This window comes from Eubacterium sp. AF22-8LB, from assembly GCF_003458715.1.
Classification (GTDB): Bacteria; Bacillota_I; Bacilli_A; order Erysipelotrichales; family Erysipelotrichaceae; genus Holdemanella.
This window is the reverse complement of sequence record NZ_QRVI01000004.1, coordinates 1-20,295: the sequence shown is the minus strand read 5'-3', so window position 1 is coordinate 20,295 and position 20,295 is coordinate 1. Positions and strand designations below refer to the sequence as shown.

Below are 20,295 nucleotides of genomic sequence, written 5' to 3'. Positions count from 1 at the left end.
ATTTCCTATTTCCTTCTATACTGCTCCATGTCCATAAAGAACTTGTTTTACAGTCTTAAATAATAATGTAACATCCAACCAAAAAGACCAGTTTCTATAATAGTACTCATCCAATACTAAGCGATGTTCAAAATCCACATCACTTCTTCCATGTGTTTGCCACATACCGGTGATTCCTGGTTTAGTTGCAATTACATCATAGTAATAATTCCCCATATCTTCTTTTTCTCTTGGTAAATAAGGTCTAGGACCAATTAAAGACATTTGTCCAAGCAATACGTTAATAAACTGTGGAAATTCGTCCAAGCTCTTTTCACGTAAAAATTTACCTGCACTTGTAATACGTGGATCATTTACCAATTTTTTATTCTTAGTATACTCTTCACGAATGGCAGAATCTGATGCCATTAAATCTTCTAAAATTTTATCTGCATTCATAACCATGGAACGATATTTATACATTTTAAATTCTTTTCCATTTTTACCTATGCGATTCTGCGTAAAGAAAATAGGGCCTTTATCTCCTTCTTTACGATTCTTAACAAACACAAATATTGTCAATGGGATTAAAAGAAGCATTCCACATAAACCTGCACAAATATCCAATAATCGTTTTAATACATGAGAACCAAAATGATATAGTCCACGTGAATTAGAAATCATTAGTACTCCATCAAAATCTTCAGCCTTTGTATCAAATGTTACTAAGCCATTAATTTGAGGTAAGTATTTAATCGCATCTACTTTATTTTTGAATGTTTTAAATACAGCATTCAAATCATCACTATCCAATTCTGGAATTGCAATCAAAACAGTTTCAATATGTTTTGATTGTATAATTGAATCTACTGCATCTAAATCATATGTTTTATTGACATCTACAATTTGTTCCTGATTTACATTTTTAATTCTTTCTGACTTATTACAATTCACATATCCAATTACATCCAATAAAGAATAGCTATTGCCATGACAAACCATACCTAATTTCTCAGCTGTATGACCAACACCAACAATTAATGTATTATGTTTAAACCATCTTCGAAGTAATTTATGTGAATATCTTGAATTTACACCAGCAAACACAAACAAAACAACAGTTAATAAAACAAACCCAAAAAATTTCTTTATAGTCCAAGTACTGATTGGGAAAACAAGAAAGCTTCCAATAAAAAATCCAATATGACTTAAAATAATTAAACGTATTTCATCATATATTAACAAGACTTTTCCTTGATATCTTCCAATCAATAATTGCATCAAAAAATATAATATACATAATTTCCAACAAGTTTCTAAATTGTATCCACTAAATTGAATAATAAACATAAAAAAAACAAATTCGATTGTTATTTTTAAAGTTCCTATTTTTGACATTAAATCATCAACTCCATATGACCTACTCATTATACTAAAAAAAAAAGAAAAGGACAAATCTTTATGTAAGCGTTAATCATAAAGTGTTCTTTTCTTTATCGAATATTAACTCTGGATAGAAGATAATACAGTGAATGTAGCTACATCAACCATTGCCGTATTATGAATATCTTGGAAAGTAAACGTAACTGTATATTGTTGTGTGGCTTCATCTAAAGTACATCCAATATCTGTTACATCATCTTGTCCAAGTCCCGCATTAGCAAGAGCTGCATTTATTGCCTGTTGCTGATTCGCATCAAATGAAGTCTTTGATTCTTTTTTTTCTTCTTTTTTAGTTTCTTCCGAATTTGTTTCAACAGGAGCTGTAGTTTTTTCTGGTTCTGCTACCTCTTCTTCATCACTTTTACGTTTATAATTGCGATCTTGTATAATACCATCTTTACCAATCTTATATTCATAAGATCCAGTATTTGTATCAAAACTTACTGTATAGTATTTCTTTTCTTCTTGAATCGATACATTCGAACATTCTTTTTTAGTGGCATTCGCATCATCTCTTGCCACTTCTAAAATATCGTTTTGTGTGATTTCTAATTCACTATTTCCACATCCAGTTAATAATAGAGTTGAAGCTAAAATAATAAAACTATTTCTTTTTCTTCTTTTTACCATTGTCTTCTCCTCCATACCCATATCCGTAGCCATAGCCATAATTACTGTCACTTGCTGATTCTACTTTGTTTAATACAACCCCCATGACATGACCACCATTTCTTTCTACGTCATTTATGGCTGCTTTTACTTTACGTTTATCAGAAGATTTTGAATCAACTACATATAAAACTCCATCACTTACGTTACATAATGGAATAGCATCAGATGCGACTGCCATTGGTGGACAGTCTATAATAATATATCCAAATTCTTGACGTGCTTGATCCAAGAATTTAGCTAATCTTTTTGAACCCAATACTTCACTTGGATTTGGAACTCTATGACCTGCAGTAATGACAGATAGTGCATATCCTCCATCAAATTGTACATTTTGTACGCCTTCATAGGATTGAATACTTACGCCCTCTCTAAATTCTGAAATAATATTCGTTAATCCAGAACGATTTGAAATCTGTAATGTTTTATGAACTGAAGCATTTCTTAAATCACAATCGATTAATAATACATTTTTATATTTAGCTGCCATAATACGAGCTAAATTACAAGCTATAGTACTCTTACCTTCATTCGGAATTGTACTAACCACGTTGATTACTTGAATCGCATCATCCATCTGACTAAATTCAATATTTGTACGTAATCCACGATAGATTTCATCCACATCAAATTGATTTCTTTTCTTTCTTGCCATTTCTATCTCCCAAAGAAACCAAACAGTTTCTTTTTCTTTTCAACCTCAATATTTAATATCTCTTTATTACTCAATAATAACTTAGGATTCTCATAAAATAAGATATCCGCATTATCAAATCCAATACGCTTACCTACAACTGAATACACATCACTCAATTGTTCAATTCGATTCCCACTAGCTCTATGTGTATCAGTGCATATTACATCACAATATCCGTTATCTAATAACTCTAATGCATTCGATTGTATTTTCTTACCATTTACACCAAGAATCGAAGTACGATTCATTTGTAGAATACACCCCATATCTACCCAATGATCAATGATGTCATAATCTAATCCATCATGGAAATATCTTTCAATATGAGCTAATACTGGAACAAAATCCTTCATCTTCAATTCATATAAACATTCATCTCTATAATCAATCGAATGAATATCACGAAGAACATTATATTCTACTAACATATAACGTGAACTATTTAAAGTTGGATATAAATCTAATTCCAAAGCTTCAATGAATTCACCATTCATCATAACTTCCCCACCAAAATAAATAGGGATAGGACTCATCTTTCTTAATTCCAATTGACGAGTTACCATTTCATTATAGATATGAACATCTAATTGACCAGGAATAAAATGTGGCGTACTACAAATACCTACAATACCATCCTTCTTAGCATTCTCTAATGAACTTACTGCATCCTCAATTGAAGGCATACCATCATCAATACCCCAAGCAATATGAGAATGCAAATCAATATACTTAGCCATTATAGTTCAGGAATCTCGCAGAATACTGGAATACCCAAATACTTTTCTGCCTCTTCCTTAGTACGTAAACGATTATCCAATAAGAACTTCATCACTGCATAACCAACACCTATGACTAATCCAAGTACCCCAGACATCATAGTATTCTTTTTTACATTAGGACCACTAGGAACATAAGACAATTTCGCCTTGTCAACTACTTCAATATTACGAACATTCAAATTCTTCTGCATTGTACGAATAAACGTACTTACTGTATCATTCGCGATATCTTTAGATAACTTAGGATCTGTCGTTGTTGCTGAAATTGTAATTATCTCTGTATTAGACTCATTACTAACACTAACAAGCTTTTTAACACTATCTGCACTCTCTAATCCAACATCTTTAGCTACCTCAGACATAATGTTATTCTGCGTTAATAAATTCACCGCATTCGTAACCAATTTACTATTCGCCATCTGTGAATTATAATCCAAAGATCCACTTTCACTAATCTGTGGCGTTAAATAAATTGATGTACTAGCCGTATACGTTGGAGCAATCAATAACTTTGTTCCAAAGAAACCACCAACACCAAACAATATACATAAAACAATAATCAACTTAATATGTTTTAAAACCGAACGAAATAACTCAGTTAAATCAATTGTTTCTTCGTCTAAATTAATATCTTTCTCTATTTTATAATCCATAAAATCCTTCCTTTATACAACATAATGGTGAAATTCAACTTACCATCATTTCAGTTAATTAACTTAAAATCTTGTTACATAATTTTCTTGATACTTTTTTATATATTTAATCAATAAGTTTTAGTATATCTATAGTCCTTCTAAGACCTGTATTTATGTCATATCGCGCTTTCCATTCTAATTTATTTAATTTTGCCGAATCAAGACGTGCTTTTGTAGCTTTACTATAACCAGCACTCTCTACAACATCTGGGAGTTCAAATATAACATTTTTATCGACATAATTAGCTATTATTGTCGCTAAATCTTTCAATGTAACATCAGAAGCTTCATCTGCAATATTATATGCCTCTCCACATTTGCCCTTAAGTAAAACTGTTAATAATCCAGATACACTATCCATGACATATAAGTAGGAGTAATATTGATTGCCTTCACTTTTTAAAACAATATCTTCAGCTGCTACGCCTTTATGAATAAACTGAGACAATGCTTTGGTATCTGTTTTTAAAAGAGTAGGACCATAAGTTCTAGTTAATCTAGGGATAACAATATCTAATCCCTTCTGAGCAATATATGCTTGACACAGAGCTTCCCCACATCTCTTACTTTCTGGATAACCCGCTCTGGTTGTATTACAATCTATATATCCACAATACTTTTCATCAAACTTCTCAACATCACCACGATTTTCACCATAAATCTCATTTGATGATGCAAAAGCGAATCTAGTAGCTTTATGCTCAACAGCAAAATCCAATAGATTTTGCACACCTATAATATTTGTAGTTATAGTCCCTATAGGATCTGTTGCATATTGCATCGGATGTGTATTACTTGCAAGGTGTAAAATATAGTCAATTTTTAAATTACTATTCATTTCTAATTTCTTATTAACATCATATTCAATAAAGTTAAAATAAGAATTATCAAAACAATATTCGAATCTATTAAACATTTTTGTTTTGCTTCTTCCAAGTGCATATACGATACAATTTAAGCCTTTGAGATTTTTCATCATTATAACATCAATTAACATACTTCCTATTAACCCAGTTGCTCCTGATATCATAATAGATTTGTTTTTTAACTTATCCCAAGGAAGATCTAAATTTGCAACATATTTAACATCTTCTTGGTATTGTGGATTTTCATATACTTTCATAAGAATAATTCTCCTTTTATTTTAACCACGTTTCCTTGTCTGCTTTTAAATACGCTTTAAACATTTCTAAATCATCTTTTGTAGTTAATTTTATATTTTTATCTGAACCAGCTGCAAAATGTAATTTTACACCAAGTTCAACCATCATTGTATTAGTATAATGGGATCCATAAATACCTATTTTCTTTTCAAAAGCCTCATGATACTTTGAATCTAATAACTCAAATTTGTATGCTTGAGGTGTTGATACTCTTCTAAGAGTCTCACGGGGAATATATTGACTTGTTGTAGTATTATCATTTTCGTCAATCACAAAAATTTGTTCATTATATGGCATAGATGTAACGGCATTACCATATTTAGAACATTTGCTAATGACATCAGACAATACAGATGGCTCAACTAGTGGTCTAATTCCATCATGTATAATTATATTATCATCTGGATTTACTTTTCCTTCTAGCCCATATACACCATTTCGAATTGATTCTTGACCTGAATTACCTCCAGAAACAATCCATTTCAGTTTTGTTATATTAAATTGTTTAGCATATGCCCAAACTATATCATGCCATCCATCAATACATACCAATTCAATAGCATCGATTTGTGGATGTTTTTGAAAACTTTCTAAAGTGTAAATTAAAATTGGTTTATCGTACACATTAATAAATTGTTTTGGTAAATCTTGTCCCATTCTAGATCCTATTCCACCTGCGATAATGATTGCAATATTCATATTAATATTTCCTCCTAAATTTTTCGTTATAATTTTAATGTTTTTTTGCATCTTGTTTTAAAGTGTTAAGAATTATTTGAGCAGATCCTCCATTATAACTTTTCAAATCATTTAAAATTTCTAACCGTTTTTCTTTTAAATCATCAATACCGTTTCTCAAATTATTTAAGATTTCCTCAAGCTCATTCCAATTATTAACCCAATAAAAACCTTCGGACATTTTTTTAGATAGTTCATTAAACATATCAACTTTATGACAGTAGATAATAGGCTTTCCTGTCATAAAGTAGTCTGCTATAAAACTAGATGTATCAGAAATAAGACAATCTGAACTAAAAATTGTATCAAAATACGTTTTTTTATCATCAATACTCATATTTGAGGATTGATGATATAAAGACTTATATACTTGCGCCTCTTTTTCTGTTAATTCTCCTGTTCTATTCCAGTTTAAAAACGCTTGTGGATGTGGTCTAAACAGCAAAGCAATATCTGTGTGCTTTTGCGCAAATTTTACCAATAAATCTTTATAATCAAAGAAACTACAATTACCTTCATTTGTACACCATCTAGGAGTCCACATCACTCTATATTGATTTTTTTTAGAAAAAAGCCAAGACTTACTTTCTTTATTTTTATAATCATCAATATCATCATATCTAGGAAATCCTGAAATAATAGTTTTAACATTTGTTGCAGAATAATTCACTAAAATATTATTTATCATCTTATCATCAACATCATTTTGTGTAAAATAAAAACTAACATCTGTCATAAAATCTTCAGGAGATGTTTCTTCTAAAACACCATTTCCGATAAAATCAAATGCGTATGGTACGTAGCAAATCTTTGCATATGTTCCTACATTCCAACTCTTATACGATTCACAACGAGTGTCATTGTAAGGCTGTTGATAAAAAACATAATCTGGACTTAACTGTCTTATATCATACCATTCCTTAGTTTCATAATTATATCCATTAATACAATTATATCCTGCCCAAAATTGTTCAGCACCTTCTGATTCATATATCTCATGATTCAATCCTTTTTTAGGTAATTCTTTTTTATTAGGTATTGCAATAATAAATACATTAAAATCATTATCATTATTTAAAGCGTTATAAACATTCTTTAATGAATCCCAAACAGCCGGTCTATGACAAATAAAAACAACATTAATTTTTTCATGTTTTATTAATTTAAGCTGAAGCTTATAATCTACGGCTTGTTGTCCAATTCTTACTGCATTATGTTTAGAATAATAAGATTCTTTCTCTAATAATAAATTCTTTTGAACTAGTTTATTAATTCCCGGTAACCGTTTTATTAAATTTTTTATCCTTCTAATACTTTTCATAATATTATACACCTACTTTATAATTGCTTTTAACTTAGACATTACTATACTTTTTTGCGAATAATCCAATTCAACAATGAACAAAACAATTATATAAATTAATCCATAAATACAAGCAATAGAAATCAATTTAAACCAATTATTTATAATAATATTTTGTAATAATACATATCCGATAAATGTCATAATAACAACTGGCACTATCCATTTTAACATTTCCTTCCAAAAATAAATAACATTTAACCCTATCCTTTTATGATAATACCAATTCATAAAGAATCCATGACCAATTAAAGTTGCAAATAGTGTTCCTAAACAAGTCCCCACAACACCCCATTTATTAATTAATACAATGCTAATCAAGACATTTAAGCAAGCAATTAAAAAATAAACTATTGATCGCATCTTATGCATATTTTTTGCATTCTGTATATTTACTCCTAACGTTTGAATAGCTGGTATATATCCAGCTAACATCAAAATTAAAGCAGCAAAATATGAAATGTCATATTCATTACCAACCCATAGATTTACAAACTGTCTACCGATTAAAATAAAACCAGATAAGACCAAAAGCATTAAATAATTATTTATTTTTCCTACTTTGGTAAAAACGTCGGTTAAATCCTCACTGTCCGAATTACTAATAACTAATCTATTAGCTTTAGGAACATACATTTCTGGAACAATCCACGATACTGTAGTGTAATAATTTTTTAAATTATAACCAACACTATAAACAGCAACTGGAATGGTACCTATTATCCGTCCAAGCAAAAACTTATCAACATTTGAATTTAATTGATCAACAATATCGCTTAAAAAAATAAAAAAAGTATATCCCAATAACTCTTTAAATATTAAATTATCAAAATACTTGATATTTATCTTCATTTCTAATTTTACATAACAATACCACATATTAAGAATCAGTCTTATAACAGTCAATAATAAAGTAACAGAAACGACACCTACTGAACCAAATCCCATATGCAATAACGGTATATTAAGTATAGGTATAGCAATATTTAAGAGAATAACTATCGCTTTTTGATAAACAAATCTTTCATTTGCTGACATAAAAGCAACATATAAACTATTTGGAAACGAAATAGCCAGATTAATTACCATTATAATCAATAATTTTCTAGCAATTACATAATCGGTCGTTGTTAATTGATTTCCTAATATATTAATGTTGAATAATAAAACAATACCAGCAAATAAACACAAACAAGCAATGACTAAAAACACTCTCATAAACATTCCATTTACATTCGCAACTTCGTTATCATCACCTTTCGTTCTTGCTATAACATAGTATCTAATATATGCACCATTAAAACCTAAATTCATCAAATTTAGATAATTTATAACTGACAAAACTAATTGATATAATCCATACTCGTTTTGTCCTAATGATTTAATCATGACAGGTGTATATACTAATCCTACAATAATACCAATAATTTGTGAAAAAAATGATAAAATAATACCACCTGTTATCTGTTTTTTCATTTAACAACCTCTTCCTTAAGATATTTCAGAAATTCTTTAAATGTATATATTTTTTTTAAATATAAAATCCTTCGGATTTCTTTTTTTCTTCTTGTATCTAAATTATCGTAATTGATTATATCTAAACAATAAGATGACTCTAAATGTTTGCAACCTTCTATATATTTTTGGCATTTATCATAACCTAAAGTATCTTTAATTTTCTTTCTCCACACATACATTGTTATTAATGATGAAGAATACCTTTGTATTATCAATTTCCTCAATGTTACATCTAACAATCTTAAATCAATATCCATTCCTTGTACGTTTAGAACAGCTTGTTCTAGTTTGTTCATACTATTATAAACACTCCGAACTGTTTGACGATATGCATAAATAGGACGATTAATAGCAAACATTTCACCATAATTTAAACTATTAACGACAATATTATTATCATCAAAATACCCTAGTTTTTTTATATATTCAATTCTATCATTATCAAAGCATTTCTTATGAACACAACCACCAGCAGGCAAATAAAGCTTCTTTAAGTAATAGCTTTTATCAACTTGCTTATTATTTATAGAAGCAGGTAAAGTAATTTCTTTTTCATATTTTACATTTCCAAAATATTTAAAACCAAATGCAACTATAGAGATACTACTATCACATTCAAAAACTGTTATAGCTTCTTTTATAAACTCTGTATCACAAAAATAATCATCACCATCAAGTGTACAATAAATATCTCCTGTTGAATGTTGTAAAACATTCAGTCTATTAGCACTAGCACGCTTGATTGAATCATACTTTATGTCCACTTCTCTAGGCATAATATATAATTTTATGTTATCCGGATATTGTTTTACATATTCATTAATTTCATCTATAGTACCATCTGTTGATCCATCATCACCTACAAGTATTTCCCATTCACATGGCTTGTTGATTGCAAGAATACTATCCATGCTTTGTTTTACGTATTCTTTTTGGTTATAATAGGTCACTAAAAATGACACTTTCATAAATTTAACTCCCAAATTTCATATACTCCAGTACGGCCACCAAATCCTTCTTTTTGAGCACAAAGTCCCTCATTCAAATAAATTTTTCCATGTTCAGTGGAAATACCAAAGTCTAACCATTTTTTTGTTTCTCTATATTTATTAAGAACAGTTGATATAGCTAAATCTAATGCTCCTATTTGTCTTGCTTCATCGTTAGCTGCCATATACTGAGTATGAACAACGTGATCATACTCATATACTACAGTTCCAGCAATCAATTTATTATCTTTTATACTTGCGAACAAATGTATATTTTCTGGAAATCTGTCATGTAAAAGTTTTAATTCTTCTCCAGTATGTACAGCTTTAACATCATGACGTTCTGTAAGTACTTCATTTTCAAGATCAATAAATTTTTTGAAATCTTCTAATCCTGTTAATTCTTCAACTATCACGCCTTCTCTCTTTGCTCTTGAAATTTGTGCTTTTCTACCTTTTGGCATTTTAAGAGGCGATTCTAAATTAACATAAGTTGAAACGTCAACTGTATCTAAATTTGCTCCATTAGCAAATAGTGCAAATCTATCTTCTTCAGCTGGTTGATTATGGTAAATATGAGGAATACATTTATATCTAATATTTTTAAAATCATTTTCTTTGCAATATTTGATCAGCTCTTCAAAACAATCCATTAAAGTATGTTGTTTCATTTTTGAATCTGTTATAAATCCACCATATGTTAAACCACCATGCGAAATCAGTTCATCTCCATGTTCACTCATAGGTAATAGTGCTATTAACTTATCATCGTCATAAAACATTAATGAATGGTCTTTAAATCTATCCTTATGATAATCCATATAATTTCTATCAAACATAAACAAATAATTTTTACTCTGTTTATTGAATTGATTCCAAAGTTCGATTTTCTCTTCACTATATCTTTCTAGTTTTATCATCAAAATTCCCTCTATTTAAATTCATTAATCTTATCAATTACATATTGTACTTCTTGATCTGTCATTCCATAATACATTGGAATACTTAATTCCGTTTTACTGATTTCCTCAGCAATTGGATAGTCACCCTTTTTAAATCCAAGATTCTCATAGCATCCTTGTAAATGCATTGGAATTGGATAGTGTTTATTCGTACTAATACCAGCATCATTCAAAAACTTTTCGAGTTCATCTCTTCTATCACATCTTACACCGAATATATGCCATACAGGTTCAGCATATTCTGGCACAAATGGCAAATTAATTTCTGGGTTATTGATTCCATCTAAATATTTTTGAGCTATCTTTCTTCTTTCTACATTTACTTTATTCAAGTGAGGAAGCTTTGCAGCAAGAAAAGCAGCCTGTAATTCATCCAAGCGTGAATTATTCCCTTGATAAATATGATGATATTTGTAATCCGATCCATAATTACCTAATGCTCTTACCTTTTTAGCCAATTCTTCATTATTCGTTACAGTTGCACCTGCATCTCCTAATGCACCCAAATTTTTTCCTGGATAGAATGAGAATCCAGCAGCATCCCCAAAAGAACCAATTACTTTACCTTTATACTTAGCTCCATGAGCTTGTGCACAATCCTCAACTACATAAAGATTATATTTCTTTGCAACTTCCATAATCGGATCCATATCACAAGCTTGTCCATATAAATGTACAGGCATAATAGCTTTCGTTTTATTAGTAATTGCTGCTTCAATCTTTGTTGGATCAATATTAAACGTACGGATATCTGGTTCAACAAATACCGGAGTTGCACCAACATACGTAACTGCAAGTGCAGTTGCAATATATGTATTTGAAGGAACAATAACTTCGTCACCTTCTTTAATTCCCATTGCTTTCAAAGCAAGGAATAGAGAATCTAATCCATTCCCCACGCCTACACAATACTTAGAATTGCAGTATTCAGCAAAAGCTTTTTCAAAGGCTTCGTCCTCAACACCTTCAATATACCATGAACGATCATATACACGCTCAAAGGCATCCCTCAAATCCTTATCTAATTCATTTTCCAATGGTTTAAATGTCACAAATGGTACTTTCATTTTTATTCCTCCACATCTTCATTTTTATCATTATTTCGTACAAATTCTAAGAATTCATCATAATTTCTAATATAATCAGTTTCATCGTATACTTCAGAAGCTAATACCATTAATACTGCATCTGAAGAAAAGTCAAACATCTCTCTCCACATATTATTAGAAACATATAAACCTTCATACGGCTTTTCAAGGGGTACTACTTTTTTTTCTTCACCATTATCTAGACGAATTTTACAACTACCATGAATACAAATCAAAATTTGTTGCAAATTTTTATGTGCATGAAATCCTCTTGTTACACCTTCTCCAGTATCATACATATAATATACACGTTTTATTCTAAACGGAATATCTTTAAACTCTTCTAATGCCACTAATTGACCTCGCTCATCTCCATGAGGTTGAAATACATATTTTATAACTTGCATATATAGCTTCCTTTCAAATCATTTTAAATATAATTGTTTACGTTAAATATTTTCCAAAGTAAAATTTAAAATTTTCAATAATCTAAAGTTACTATTTCTTCATAAATATTCATAATAACTTATCAATTAATTCACCTACTTTTTCGTTAAATGCATATATAGCTTTACTAAGCATAATTTTACAATCAGATAGATATAAGAAAACTCTCTCCCTAGTATTTTCGCATTTTGCACTTTTAGAGTTGTGATCAATATATTTTTTTACATATTCTGGTAATGAATTATAATGTTCCTTCATTAAAATAGTATTATAAGTTTTTTTATCTTCAAGATACTTAGGATTAATATTGCCTGTTGAGATTCCTCCAAGTCTATAATAGATTCCATTAATGTTATATGCGGTTTCTACATCTACTCCAGATGAAAACATTTTTAATAAAAACGGAGAATCTTCCCATAAAACAAATCTTTGATCATATCCTCCTAAACGATGAAATAAGTCTTTTTTTATATAAAGTGTACTTCCTGACACCATATTATAAAACTTTCCTGTCACCAATGAATAATATTTTTTTTCAGCTGTGTCAATAGACTTAATTCTTCTATAATCAATCTTATGTGGCAAGTTATATGCAATTTCTTTTTTCTCATTAACAGCTACACGTGAAACACTTAATGCTTCGCATCCTGTCTTCATGAATGTATGTACAACATTGGATACCACATTATTATCATAAAACTCATCATCGCCAGCAAGTGGCATTAAAATAGCCCCCTTAGCAATACAATAAGCATTACCTTCATTTGTGACTGTGCCTCTGTTTTCCTTTGAAATTAAAAATTTAACATCAATAACATTATCCTTTTTGTTGTCTTTAATAATCTTTTTGACTTTGTCTAGTGGAAAATTTCCAGATCCATCATCTGCAATAATATATTCAATTGGTGCATATGTTTGACTTAATACTGATTTAATATTTTCTTCTAAATAATCAAAGTTTTTATATGTCTCTGTGACTATTGTTACCAATGGCAAAAATGACTTCTCCATATGTACTCCTCTCTAAATTTATTAACATTATATGTAGCTTATCTCAACACCCGAACAATCCCATCGAATGAAAATAATGGTATAACCCTGTCAAAAGGAACAAAATATCTAATACAATAGATAATAGAAAGCATTAAGAATAATATAATAATATATTTATTTCTCTTGCTATTAAAAAATCTCTCTTGAAAACAAAATAATAATAACTCATATCCTATCATATATTCTATTTCTATGAATCTATGAAAGTTTTGATCATATATTAACAAAGGTAAGACCAGTCCAGTTAAACATAATATAGTAAAACTACTTGAAATAAATAAACCTTTATCATATAGATTTTTTATATTTTTATTTATAACTCGAAACCTAGAAGACCCAATCAATCCCCAAGCAATAATAACCATAAGTAACCACGCTATTGTTATTTCTATTATCCACATAATTGATGACACTTCAACTGCTCCCGTAAAATAACGTGTTATAACTTGTTTATCAAGGAATATAGATGCAATATTTGGAATCATTTTTAATGATAATAATACAATGATGATCCCTAACATTGTTAAAAAAATTGATTTTTGCATATTTGTTCGTTTAAACATGGCTATAATAAGATAAATCAAGCAAAAAATACTAGCACTATGAATCATGGTAGCAAATAACACTATAATCAAATACTTAAAAACTTTATGCTTACCATTACATTGTAAAATGGTAATAGCATATATGATCATACTATACGCTAAAAAAAACTTTAGTTGAATTATATTAAGTAATCCAGGAAAAATAAGCATTAAAGCTAAAACTTTATTCTCATCTATAGCAATTTTTCTGCATGCACGACTTATAATAAAAATCGATAATATTAATATAAATGGAATCATTCCTCTATAATTAAAACCGATCGAGTAAAAAATTCGACATAAAAAAGACCAGCCAGGAGTATCATAATTTATGTTTCCAGCATTAGTCCAGTCAAATATATTTGTATATATATCAACATCCGTATATATTTCTGTAGAAATAGAAATTAATGATAGTACTAATCCAGCAAGTAACCAATATATTCTTTTTAATTCAATTAATTTTTTTTTACCGACAAAATCAATGGATACATTTGTTTTTAATGGTAAAAAAGGTAACAAAATAGTGCATATATATATTAACAATTTTAACATCATTTAAAACCTCATTTCAGATATCATTTTCTTGCCATCTAAAATCCCTTTATAAAGACATCTTATATTTTTGATTTTGTTATTCTCTAGAAAAACTACCCTTAGAATATGTGTTAAGATTTCTTTCTTTTCTCTATTAAGATTTACAATATCCCTATACTTGTACGCACAAACTAATTTATTACGTACAATATAATAATTTCTAATTGGTGGATGATTAAAAGTTAATATTACCTTTCCTAAGACATGATATGTTTTTGCATGACCAATCTCATGTAAAATTTCAACTGTGTTAACTCGCAAAATTTTATAATCATTTCTTTTTAAATTAAGACAATAATCAAAATCAACATAGTCAATAAACAATTCTTCGGAAAATCCTCCAATTTTCTTCCAAATCTTTGTTGATGTCAAAGAAGCTGATGTTATACAATATTCAACAAAATCCGTTTTGCCTAATTCGTTATTTTCAAATTCAAAATTTCTATCTTTAATTTTTGGACAGATAATTCCAACATCCGTCATCTTTAAATATAGTTTATATCCATCTATCAAATTTTGTGGACAAATTGTATCTTGATCCAACGTTAGAACCCACTCATAATCATTATTATAAGCGTATTTCATTATTTGATTCAACGCCTTAGCAATTCCAAAATTACATTTATTATCAATGTAAACATATTGAGAATCCTTAAGTAATAAATTGATCATTTTCTTTCTATCTATTGACGATATAGTACTATTATCAACAAATATAATTTTATCAACCTGCTTCGTAATAGACATAATATTTTCTCTTAATCTATCTAAATTTGGATTATATAAAACTATTCCTGCTAATATCATTATAACCTCATCTCTTTCACTTTCCTTTTTCCATCTAAAACACCTTTACATATAGATGTAGCTGTACCGGTATGATTCTTAATTCTTATAATGTTACGAATATTTGCGCAAAAACCTTTAATTTTTTCTAGTGGAAAATTTAACATATCACGATTCTTATAAATATAATATACTCTGTTCCTTGCAGTATAGTAAGATCTCCAGGGTTTTATTACTGGTCTATATGACAATTTAGCTAAAATATCAAAATTAAACATTTTTGCAGCATTCATTAAAAAATCATGACAAATAACAGGTTCTATAGTACTAGCTTCTTGATCTAATAAAAGACTATTAATCTGATAAATTTTATATCCATTTCTACGAACAGACATACAGTAATCAAAATCAATATAATCTATGAAATACCACTCATCAAAATAACCAACTTCGTTTAAAACTGTAACATTATAGACTGCACCAGATTGAATGCATTCCTTAATTTCAATGTATCCTTCAGTTAATACTGGTTTTTTTACTCTTCTTCTTGAGTCAAACATAACAGGACAAAGGATTGCTGCATCTGTTAAATCAAAATACTTTGAATATTTTAGCATACAATTTTCATCACTAACTGAATCTTGATCAAGTAATAGAATCCAATCCACATCTTTATTAAATGCTTCTATACAAATTTTATTTAATCCATATGCTAAACCTTTATTATCATTAGATTTTATTAACATTATCCGATTATACTCATTCACAAGATTAAATAATCCATCATAATTATTTGAACCATTATCGAAAACAACCACCATTGAAACCTGTTTATAGATACTATCAATATTTTCTTTTAATCTTTTTAAATTTGGATTATAAGTTACCAATCCTGCCCATATTTCCATAAATATTTAACTCCTTACTCATTTATTTAACATCAAAAAATATATTACTGATTATACCGTGCTATATAGTATAAGTAATTAATATTTGTCACTTCATTTACATATAAGTATGCATAGTCAAAAAGAGACAGATTCGTCACTTATAAAAAAAATATCAATATACTTTTTTACCTTTACCAAGATATAAATTTTCTAGTTTCTTTGCTTCAATTTTTATGCTGTATCCCCCACTTACTATATAATTTATTGCATTACTATCTCTTTCTTCATTCTTAGAAAGAATAATACGTTTTACCCACAAATTGTAATTTTCTTTGCTAATAGATAAAAATTCAACATTAGGTGTAATCTTACATCTTTTATCTACATTATCGGAAACTATACATTTTAATCCAGCAGCTTGAGCTTCTATTGTAACTACTGGTAACCCCTCAAATAATGATGGAAGAACGAATACGTCCATTGCTTGATAATAATCTTGTGGATTTGTAACATTTCCAATAAAAAAAACTGAATTTGAAATTCCTAGTTCCGTAATCTTATTTTGAATGTTTTCGTATAACTCACCCGCACCAATTAATATTAATTTAGCATCTGGAATACAATGAAGAACTCTAACAAATACATCTACTAAGTACATGTGATTTTTTTGTTCCATAAACCGTCCTATATGTCCTATAACATATTCATTCTTTATTCCTAGTTTACTTCTAATTTTTTTTCTTTTAACTTCATTATATTTAAACTCATTTTCATCTATCGCATTATTTAATATTATTACTTTTTGATTTTCCATCTCTTTGTTCCCAAAAAGAAAAGCACCTGCTTCATAACCACAAGCCATCCAAACATTTGCAGCTTTTTTATTCAAATATCTCATAATAGGTAAAACAAACTTGACCTTAAACAAACTCATTTTAAATGCATTATGTGAATGTGAAATTCTAGTTTCAACTCCTAATAATCTAGCCATAAATAACACATAGAAATTCATCAAAGTCATGTGACTATGAACAACATCGAATTGTTGTTTTTTTAGTATGTTCCACACCTCAATACAATGTTTTAAAATATTCTTTTTTTTATGTGTAACTAGATGTACAACAATTCCAAGGTCTGTAAAAAGTTGAACACAATTCGGATCATATATATCTTGTGAAATAACATGAAATTCAAAAATATCTTTCGATGGTAAATGGCTTATATAATTTAAAATCATAGACTCTACACCACCAAATTCTAATCTTGGAATAAACTCAGCTACTTTAACTTTATCATCCATTACTTAATTAACTCCTCTAATAACTTTTATTTCTACTCTTAATATAAGATTTTATTAATTTCTAATACCATATATATAACTCAAAAAAACATTTATTAATTATACTAATATAATAAACATTTGTTATTTTTTTATTGATTTTTCGTATATAGTCATATAATTATTTGCCATAGTTTTAGTATTATATTCACACATAATTTCTTTATAAGCATTATCTATAATCTGTCTAGAATAACTATTTTCTCTTGATTTTTGTATTGAATTAACAAATTCTTCTAATTCTTTACATACATATCCATTTTCCTCATCTCGAATAACATCTCGATTTCCAATGATATCACTTACTACACATACTTTTTTCATATACATAGACTCTAGTAATGATATCGGAAGTCCTTCCCATCTACTCGGCAAAAGAAACACATCTGCATTGATAGCATACTTTATTGCTTTACTCCTATCAATCCATCCAGTAATCTCGATATTTTTACTAGTTAACATATTTCTTAATTCACCATCACCAATCCAAATAAATCTTACATCTGGTAACATCATTGCAATTTCATTAAACAAAGTCGGGTTCTTTTGATAACAAATTCTCCCTAACGTATACACAGTAAATGGATGATCAACTCTTTCTGTACTATCTATAATTTTTTGGAGTTCCAACGTATTAATACCGTTATTCACATAAATGGCATTTTTAGTAAGTCTCAATGTTTCTTGATGTTCACCCATACTACAACTTATCGTCGTACAATTTCGTTTTGCGCATAACTTTTCAATCAACATAAATATACAACGTTTCATTGGCTTATAATTTTCCATCAAAAAGCTATATCCATGAGGAGTATAAAAAACTGGAGTACTGCCATTAAATGCCATACGCCCTATCACTCCAGCCTTACTACTGTGGAGATGAATTATATCTGGTTTAATTTTTGATGCGATTTGTCTTACTTCAAATAAGGATTTGATATCCTTTATCGGATTAATTGCACGTTCAAAACTTTCAACTTTAACCAAGTGTATTCTTTCATCAAAATATTCTTTATAATTTTTTGGCGTTTGTTCCCTCACACCATAAGCAATATACATATCATATGTATCTATTAATTCGTTTGCCATATCAACTATGTATGTAAAAATACCTCCACCCATTGCTTCCACAACATATAGTATTTTCTTTTTTTTTCTCAATTTTTTTCCTCCATAATCTTCTGTATTTTTTTATACGTTTATTTTTACGATTTTTTCTTATTAACTTCCATATTAATTTTTTTTATTAGAATAAATTAAATTCAACATATATAATTTTCATGTGTCACCAGTATAATTTCTACGATCAAGTAAATTTTATATTTTCCTCTTATAAATATTAATAACAATTTTTATTTAAATAATCACTACACAGCACCTTTTTTACATACTACAACTAATACAGTCTTTAATAGAATCTTAATATCTAAACCAAGATTCCAATTCTCAATATAATACTTATCTAATTCAACAACTTCATCAAAATCTATAATTTCGCTTCTTCCACTAACTTGCCACATTCCTGTAATTCCAGGTTTAATGGCTAGTCGTGCAAAATGTTGATATTCATATAGATTTGTTTCTGAAATTAAAGGAGGTCTTGTACCTACAATAGACATATCTCCTTTTAACACATTAAAAAACTGAGGAAATTCATCAATACTTGTTTTTCGAATGAATTCACCGATACCTGTTTTATGTGATCCATCTGGCATTACTTTATTTCCAATCACTCGAGGGTCAAAATCAATCTTAAACATCTTACCATCCCCAAGCTTGTTATCTTTCATTAATTCCTTTTTTCTTTCTTCCGCATCTAAATACATACTACGGAATTTATACATCTTAAACTTCTTACCATTCTTACCAACACGCTCTTGTGAGAAGAAGATGGGTCCTGGACTTGCAATATAAATGGCAGGCCCAACAAAGATACATAGAATCAATGTGAAAACACATCCAATTATACCACACATAATGTCGAACACCCTTTTTAAAAACAATTCATTTAAAGAAGCATAGTTAATACTAGTAGTAAGTACTGTATAATCTCCAATTTTTTCAACAAATTGTTTCTTACCAGGTGTATTCACAACCTTAGCCAAATTCATATGTACGGTAATACCAGCCAAAGTTAATTGTTCAATCAATTGATTAGGATACTCAATTTCATTTGGCAAAACAATCAATACTTCGTCTACCCATTCTTTACATGCATACATTCCAACTGTTTCATTATTCGCAACAACAGCAACGTCATGTACATGTTTACCAACACAATCCTGATCCAATAATGCAACACCAACAATGTCATAACGAGAAAAATTACTCTTCTCTACATTATCTATTACACTATTCGCAACACGACTCGAAGTAACTACTAATAGCTTTCTTCTTTTACCAGCATTGACACCCTTCTTTATATAGCCCTTCCATACTTCTCTAACTATATAAGTTACTGGTACTATGTCAAGAAAAAGGACTCATAAAATAGATAAATTTTAAATTTTAATGCT

The 20,295-nt window shown here is 28.9% G+C and carries 20 protein-coding genes; all 20 read right to left on the bottom strand.

Annotation, left to right across the window (positions count from 1 at the left end; genetic code table 11):
* Positions 1-15 precede the first annotated feature (15 nt).
* Entirely contained in the window at positions 16-1,377 is a 1,362-nt protein-coding gene (locus tag DWY01_RS02235; RefSeq protein ID WP_199519837.1) for an exopolysaccharide biosynthesis polyprenyl glycosylphosphotransferase, read from the bottom strand.
* Positions 1,378-1,482: 105 nt separating this feature from the next.
* Positions 1,483-2,052: a hypothetical protein gene (locus DWY01_RS02230; RefSeq protein ID WP_117992710.1), complete on the bottom strand. Its 570-nt coding sequence runs from the start codon at positions 2,050-2,052 to the stop codon at positions 1,483-1,485.
* Entirely contained in the window at positions 2,027-2,746 is a 720-nt protein-coding gene (locus DWY01_RS02225) for a CpsD/CapB family tyrosine-protein kinase (RefSeq protein ID WP_117992709.1), read from the bottom strand. The genes DWY01_RS02230 and DWY01_RS02225 overlap by 26 nt, the downstream gene beginning before the upstream one ends.
* A gap of 2 nt (positions 2,747-2,748) precedes the next feature.
* A complete protein-coding gene (locus tag DWY01_RS02220) occupies positions 2,749-3,525 on the bottom strand; it encodes a tyrosine-protein phosphatase (protein WP_117992708.1) in 777 nt (258 codons plus the stop codon).
* On the bottom strand, positions 3,525-4,220 hold the full coding sequence (locus tag DWY01_RS02215) for a YveK family protein (protein WP_117992707.1): 696 nt from the start codon (positions 4,218-4,220) through the stop codon (positions 3,525-3,527). The genes DWY01_RS02220 and DWY01_RS02215 overlap by 1 nt, the downstream gene beginning before the upstream one ends.
* Before the next feature lie 106 nt (positions 4,221-4,326).
* Complete coding sequence (locus tag DWY01_RS02210) at positions 4,327-5,385, bottom strand: NAD-dependent epimerase/dehydratase family protein (RefSeq protein WP_117992706.1); 1,059 nt, start codon at positions 5,383-5,385, stop codon at positions 4,327-4,329.
* Positions 5,386-5,401: 16 nt separating this feature from the next.
* Entirely contained in the window at positions 5,402-6,124 is a 723-nt protein-coding gene (locus tag DWY01_RS02205; protein WP_117992705.1) for a 2-C-methyl-D-erythritol 4-phosphate cytidylyltransferase, read from the bottom strand.
* Positions 6,125-6,158: 34 nt separating this feature from the next.
* Positions 6,159-7,484 (bottom strand): CDP-glycerol glycerophosphotransferase family protein, encoded by a 1,326-nt coding sequence (locus DWY01_RS02200; protein WP_199519836.1) that lies wholly within the window; start codon positions 7,482-7,484, stop codon positions 6,159-6,161.
* A 12-nt stretch (positions 7,485-7,496) separates the two neighbouring features.
* Positions 7,497-9,002, bottom strand: coding sequence for an oligosaccharide flippase family protein (locus DWY01_RS02195; protein WP_117992704.1), 1,506 nt, complete (start codon positions 9,000-9,002; stop codon positions 7,497-7,499).
* Positions 8,999-10,012 (bottom strand): glycosyltransferase family 2 protein, encoded by a 1,014-nt coding sequence (locus tag DWY01_RS02190; protein ID WP_117992703.1) that lies wholly within the window; start codon positions 10,010-10,012, stop codon positions 8,999-9,001. The genes DWY01_RS02195 and DWY01_RS02190 overlap by 4 nt, the downstream gene beginning before the upstream one ends.
* Positions 10,009-10,953: a GNAT family N-acetyltransferase gene (locus tag DWY01_RS02185; RefSeq protein WP_117992702.1), complete on the bottom strand. Its 945-nt coding sequence runs from the start codon at positions 10,951-10,953 to the stop codon at positions 10,009-10,011. Before DWY01_RS02185 ends, DWY01_RS02190 begins: the two co-directional genes overlap by 4 nt.
* An 11-nt stretch (positions 10,954-10,964) precedes the next feature.
* Entirely contained in the window at positions 10,965-12,062 is a 1,098-nt protein-coding gene (locus DWY01_RS02180; protein WP_117992701.1) for a DegT/DnrJ/EryC1/StrS aminotransferase family protein, read from the bottom strand.
* 2 nt (positions 12,063-12,064) lie between these two features.
* A complete protein-coding gene (locus tag DWY01_RS02175; RefSeq protein WP_117992700.1) occupies positions 12,065-12,490 on the bottom strand; it encodes an FdtA/QdtA family cupin domain-containing protein in 426 nt (141 codons plus the stop codon).
* A 109-nt stretch (positions 12,491-12,599) separates the two neighbouring features.
* Positions 12,600-13,541 carry a glycosyltransferase gene (locus tag DWY01_RS02170; protein WP_117992699.1) on the bottom strand — a complete coding sequence of 314 codons (942 nt, stop codon included), beginning with the start codon at positions 13,539-13,541 and terminating at the stop codon, positions 12,600-12,602.
* A gap of 38 nt (positions 13,542-13,579) precedes the next feature.
* Positions 13,580-14,725 carry an EpsG family protein gene (locus DWY01_RS02165; protein ID WP_117992698.1) on the bottom strand — a complete coding sequence of 382 codons (1,146 nt, stop codon included), beginning with the start codon at positions 14,723-14,725 and terminating at the stop codon, positions 13,580-13,582.
* A complete protein-coding gene (locus DWY01_RS02160) occupies positions 14,726-15,571 on the bottom strand; it encodes a glycosyltransferase family 2 protein (RefSeq protein ID WP_117992697.1) in 846 nt (281 codons plus the stop codon).
* A complete protein-coding gene (locus DWY01_RS02155) occupies positions 15,571-16,458 on the bottom strand; it encodes a glycosyltransferase (RefSeq protein ID WP_117992696.1) in 888 nt (295 codons plus the stop codon). The genes DWY01_RS02160 and DWY01_RS02155 overlap by 1 nt, the downstream gene beginning before the upstream one ends.
* Positions 16,459-16,612: 154 nt before the next feature.
* Positions 16,613-17,740 (bottom strand): glycosyltransferase, encoded by a 1,128-nt coding sequence (locus DWY01_RS02150; protein WP_117992695.1) that lies wholly within the window; start codon positions 17,738-17,740, stop codon positions 16,613-16,615.
* Between the two features lie 123 nt (positions 17,741-17,863).
* Positions 17,864-18,940, bottom strand: a complete 1,077-nt coding sequence (locus DWY01_RS02145) for a glycosyltransferase (protein ID WP_117992694.1) — start codon at positions 18,938-18,940, stop codon at positions 17,864-17,866.
* 206 nt (positions 18,941-19,146) lie between these two features.
* A complete protein-coding gene (locus tag DWY01_RS02140) occupies positions 19,147-20,229 on the bottom strand; it encodes a sugar transferase (protein ID WP_256372079.1) in 1,083 nt (360 codons plus the stop codon).
* Positions 20,230-20,295 lie beyond the last annotated feature (66 nt).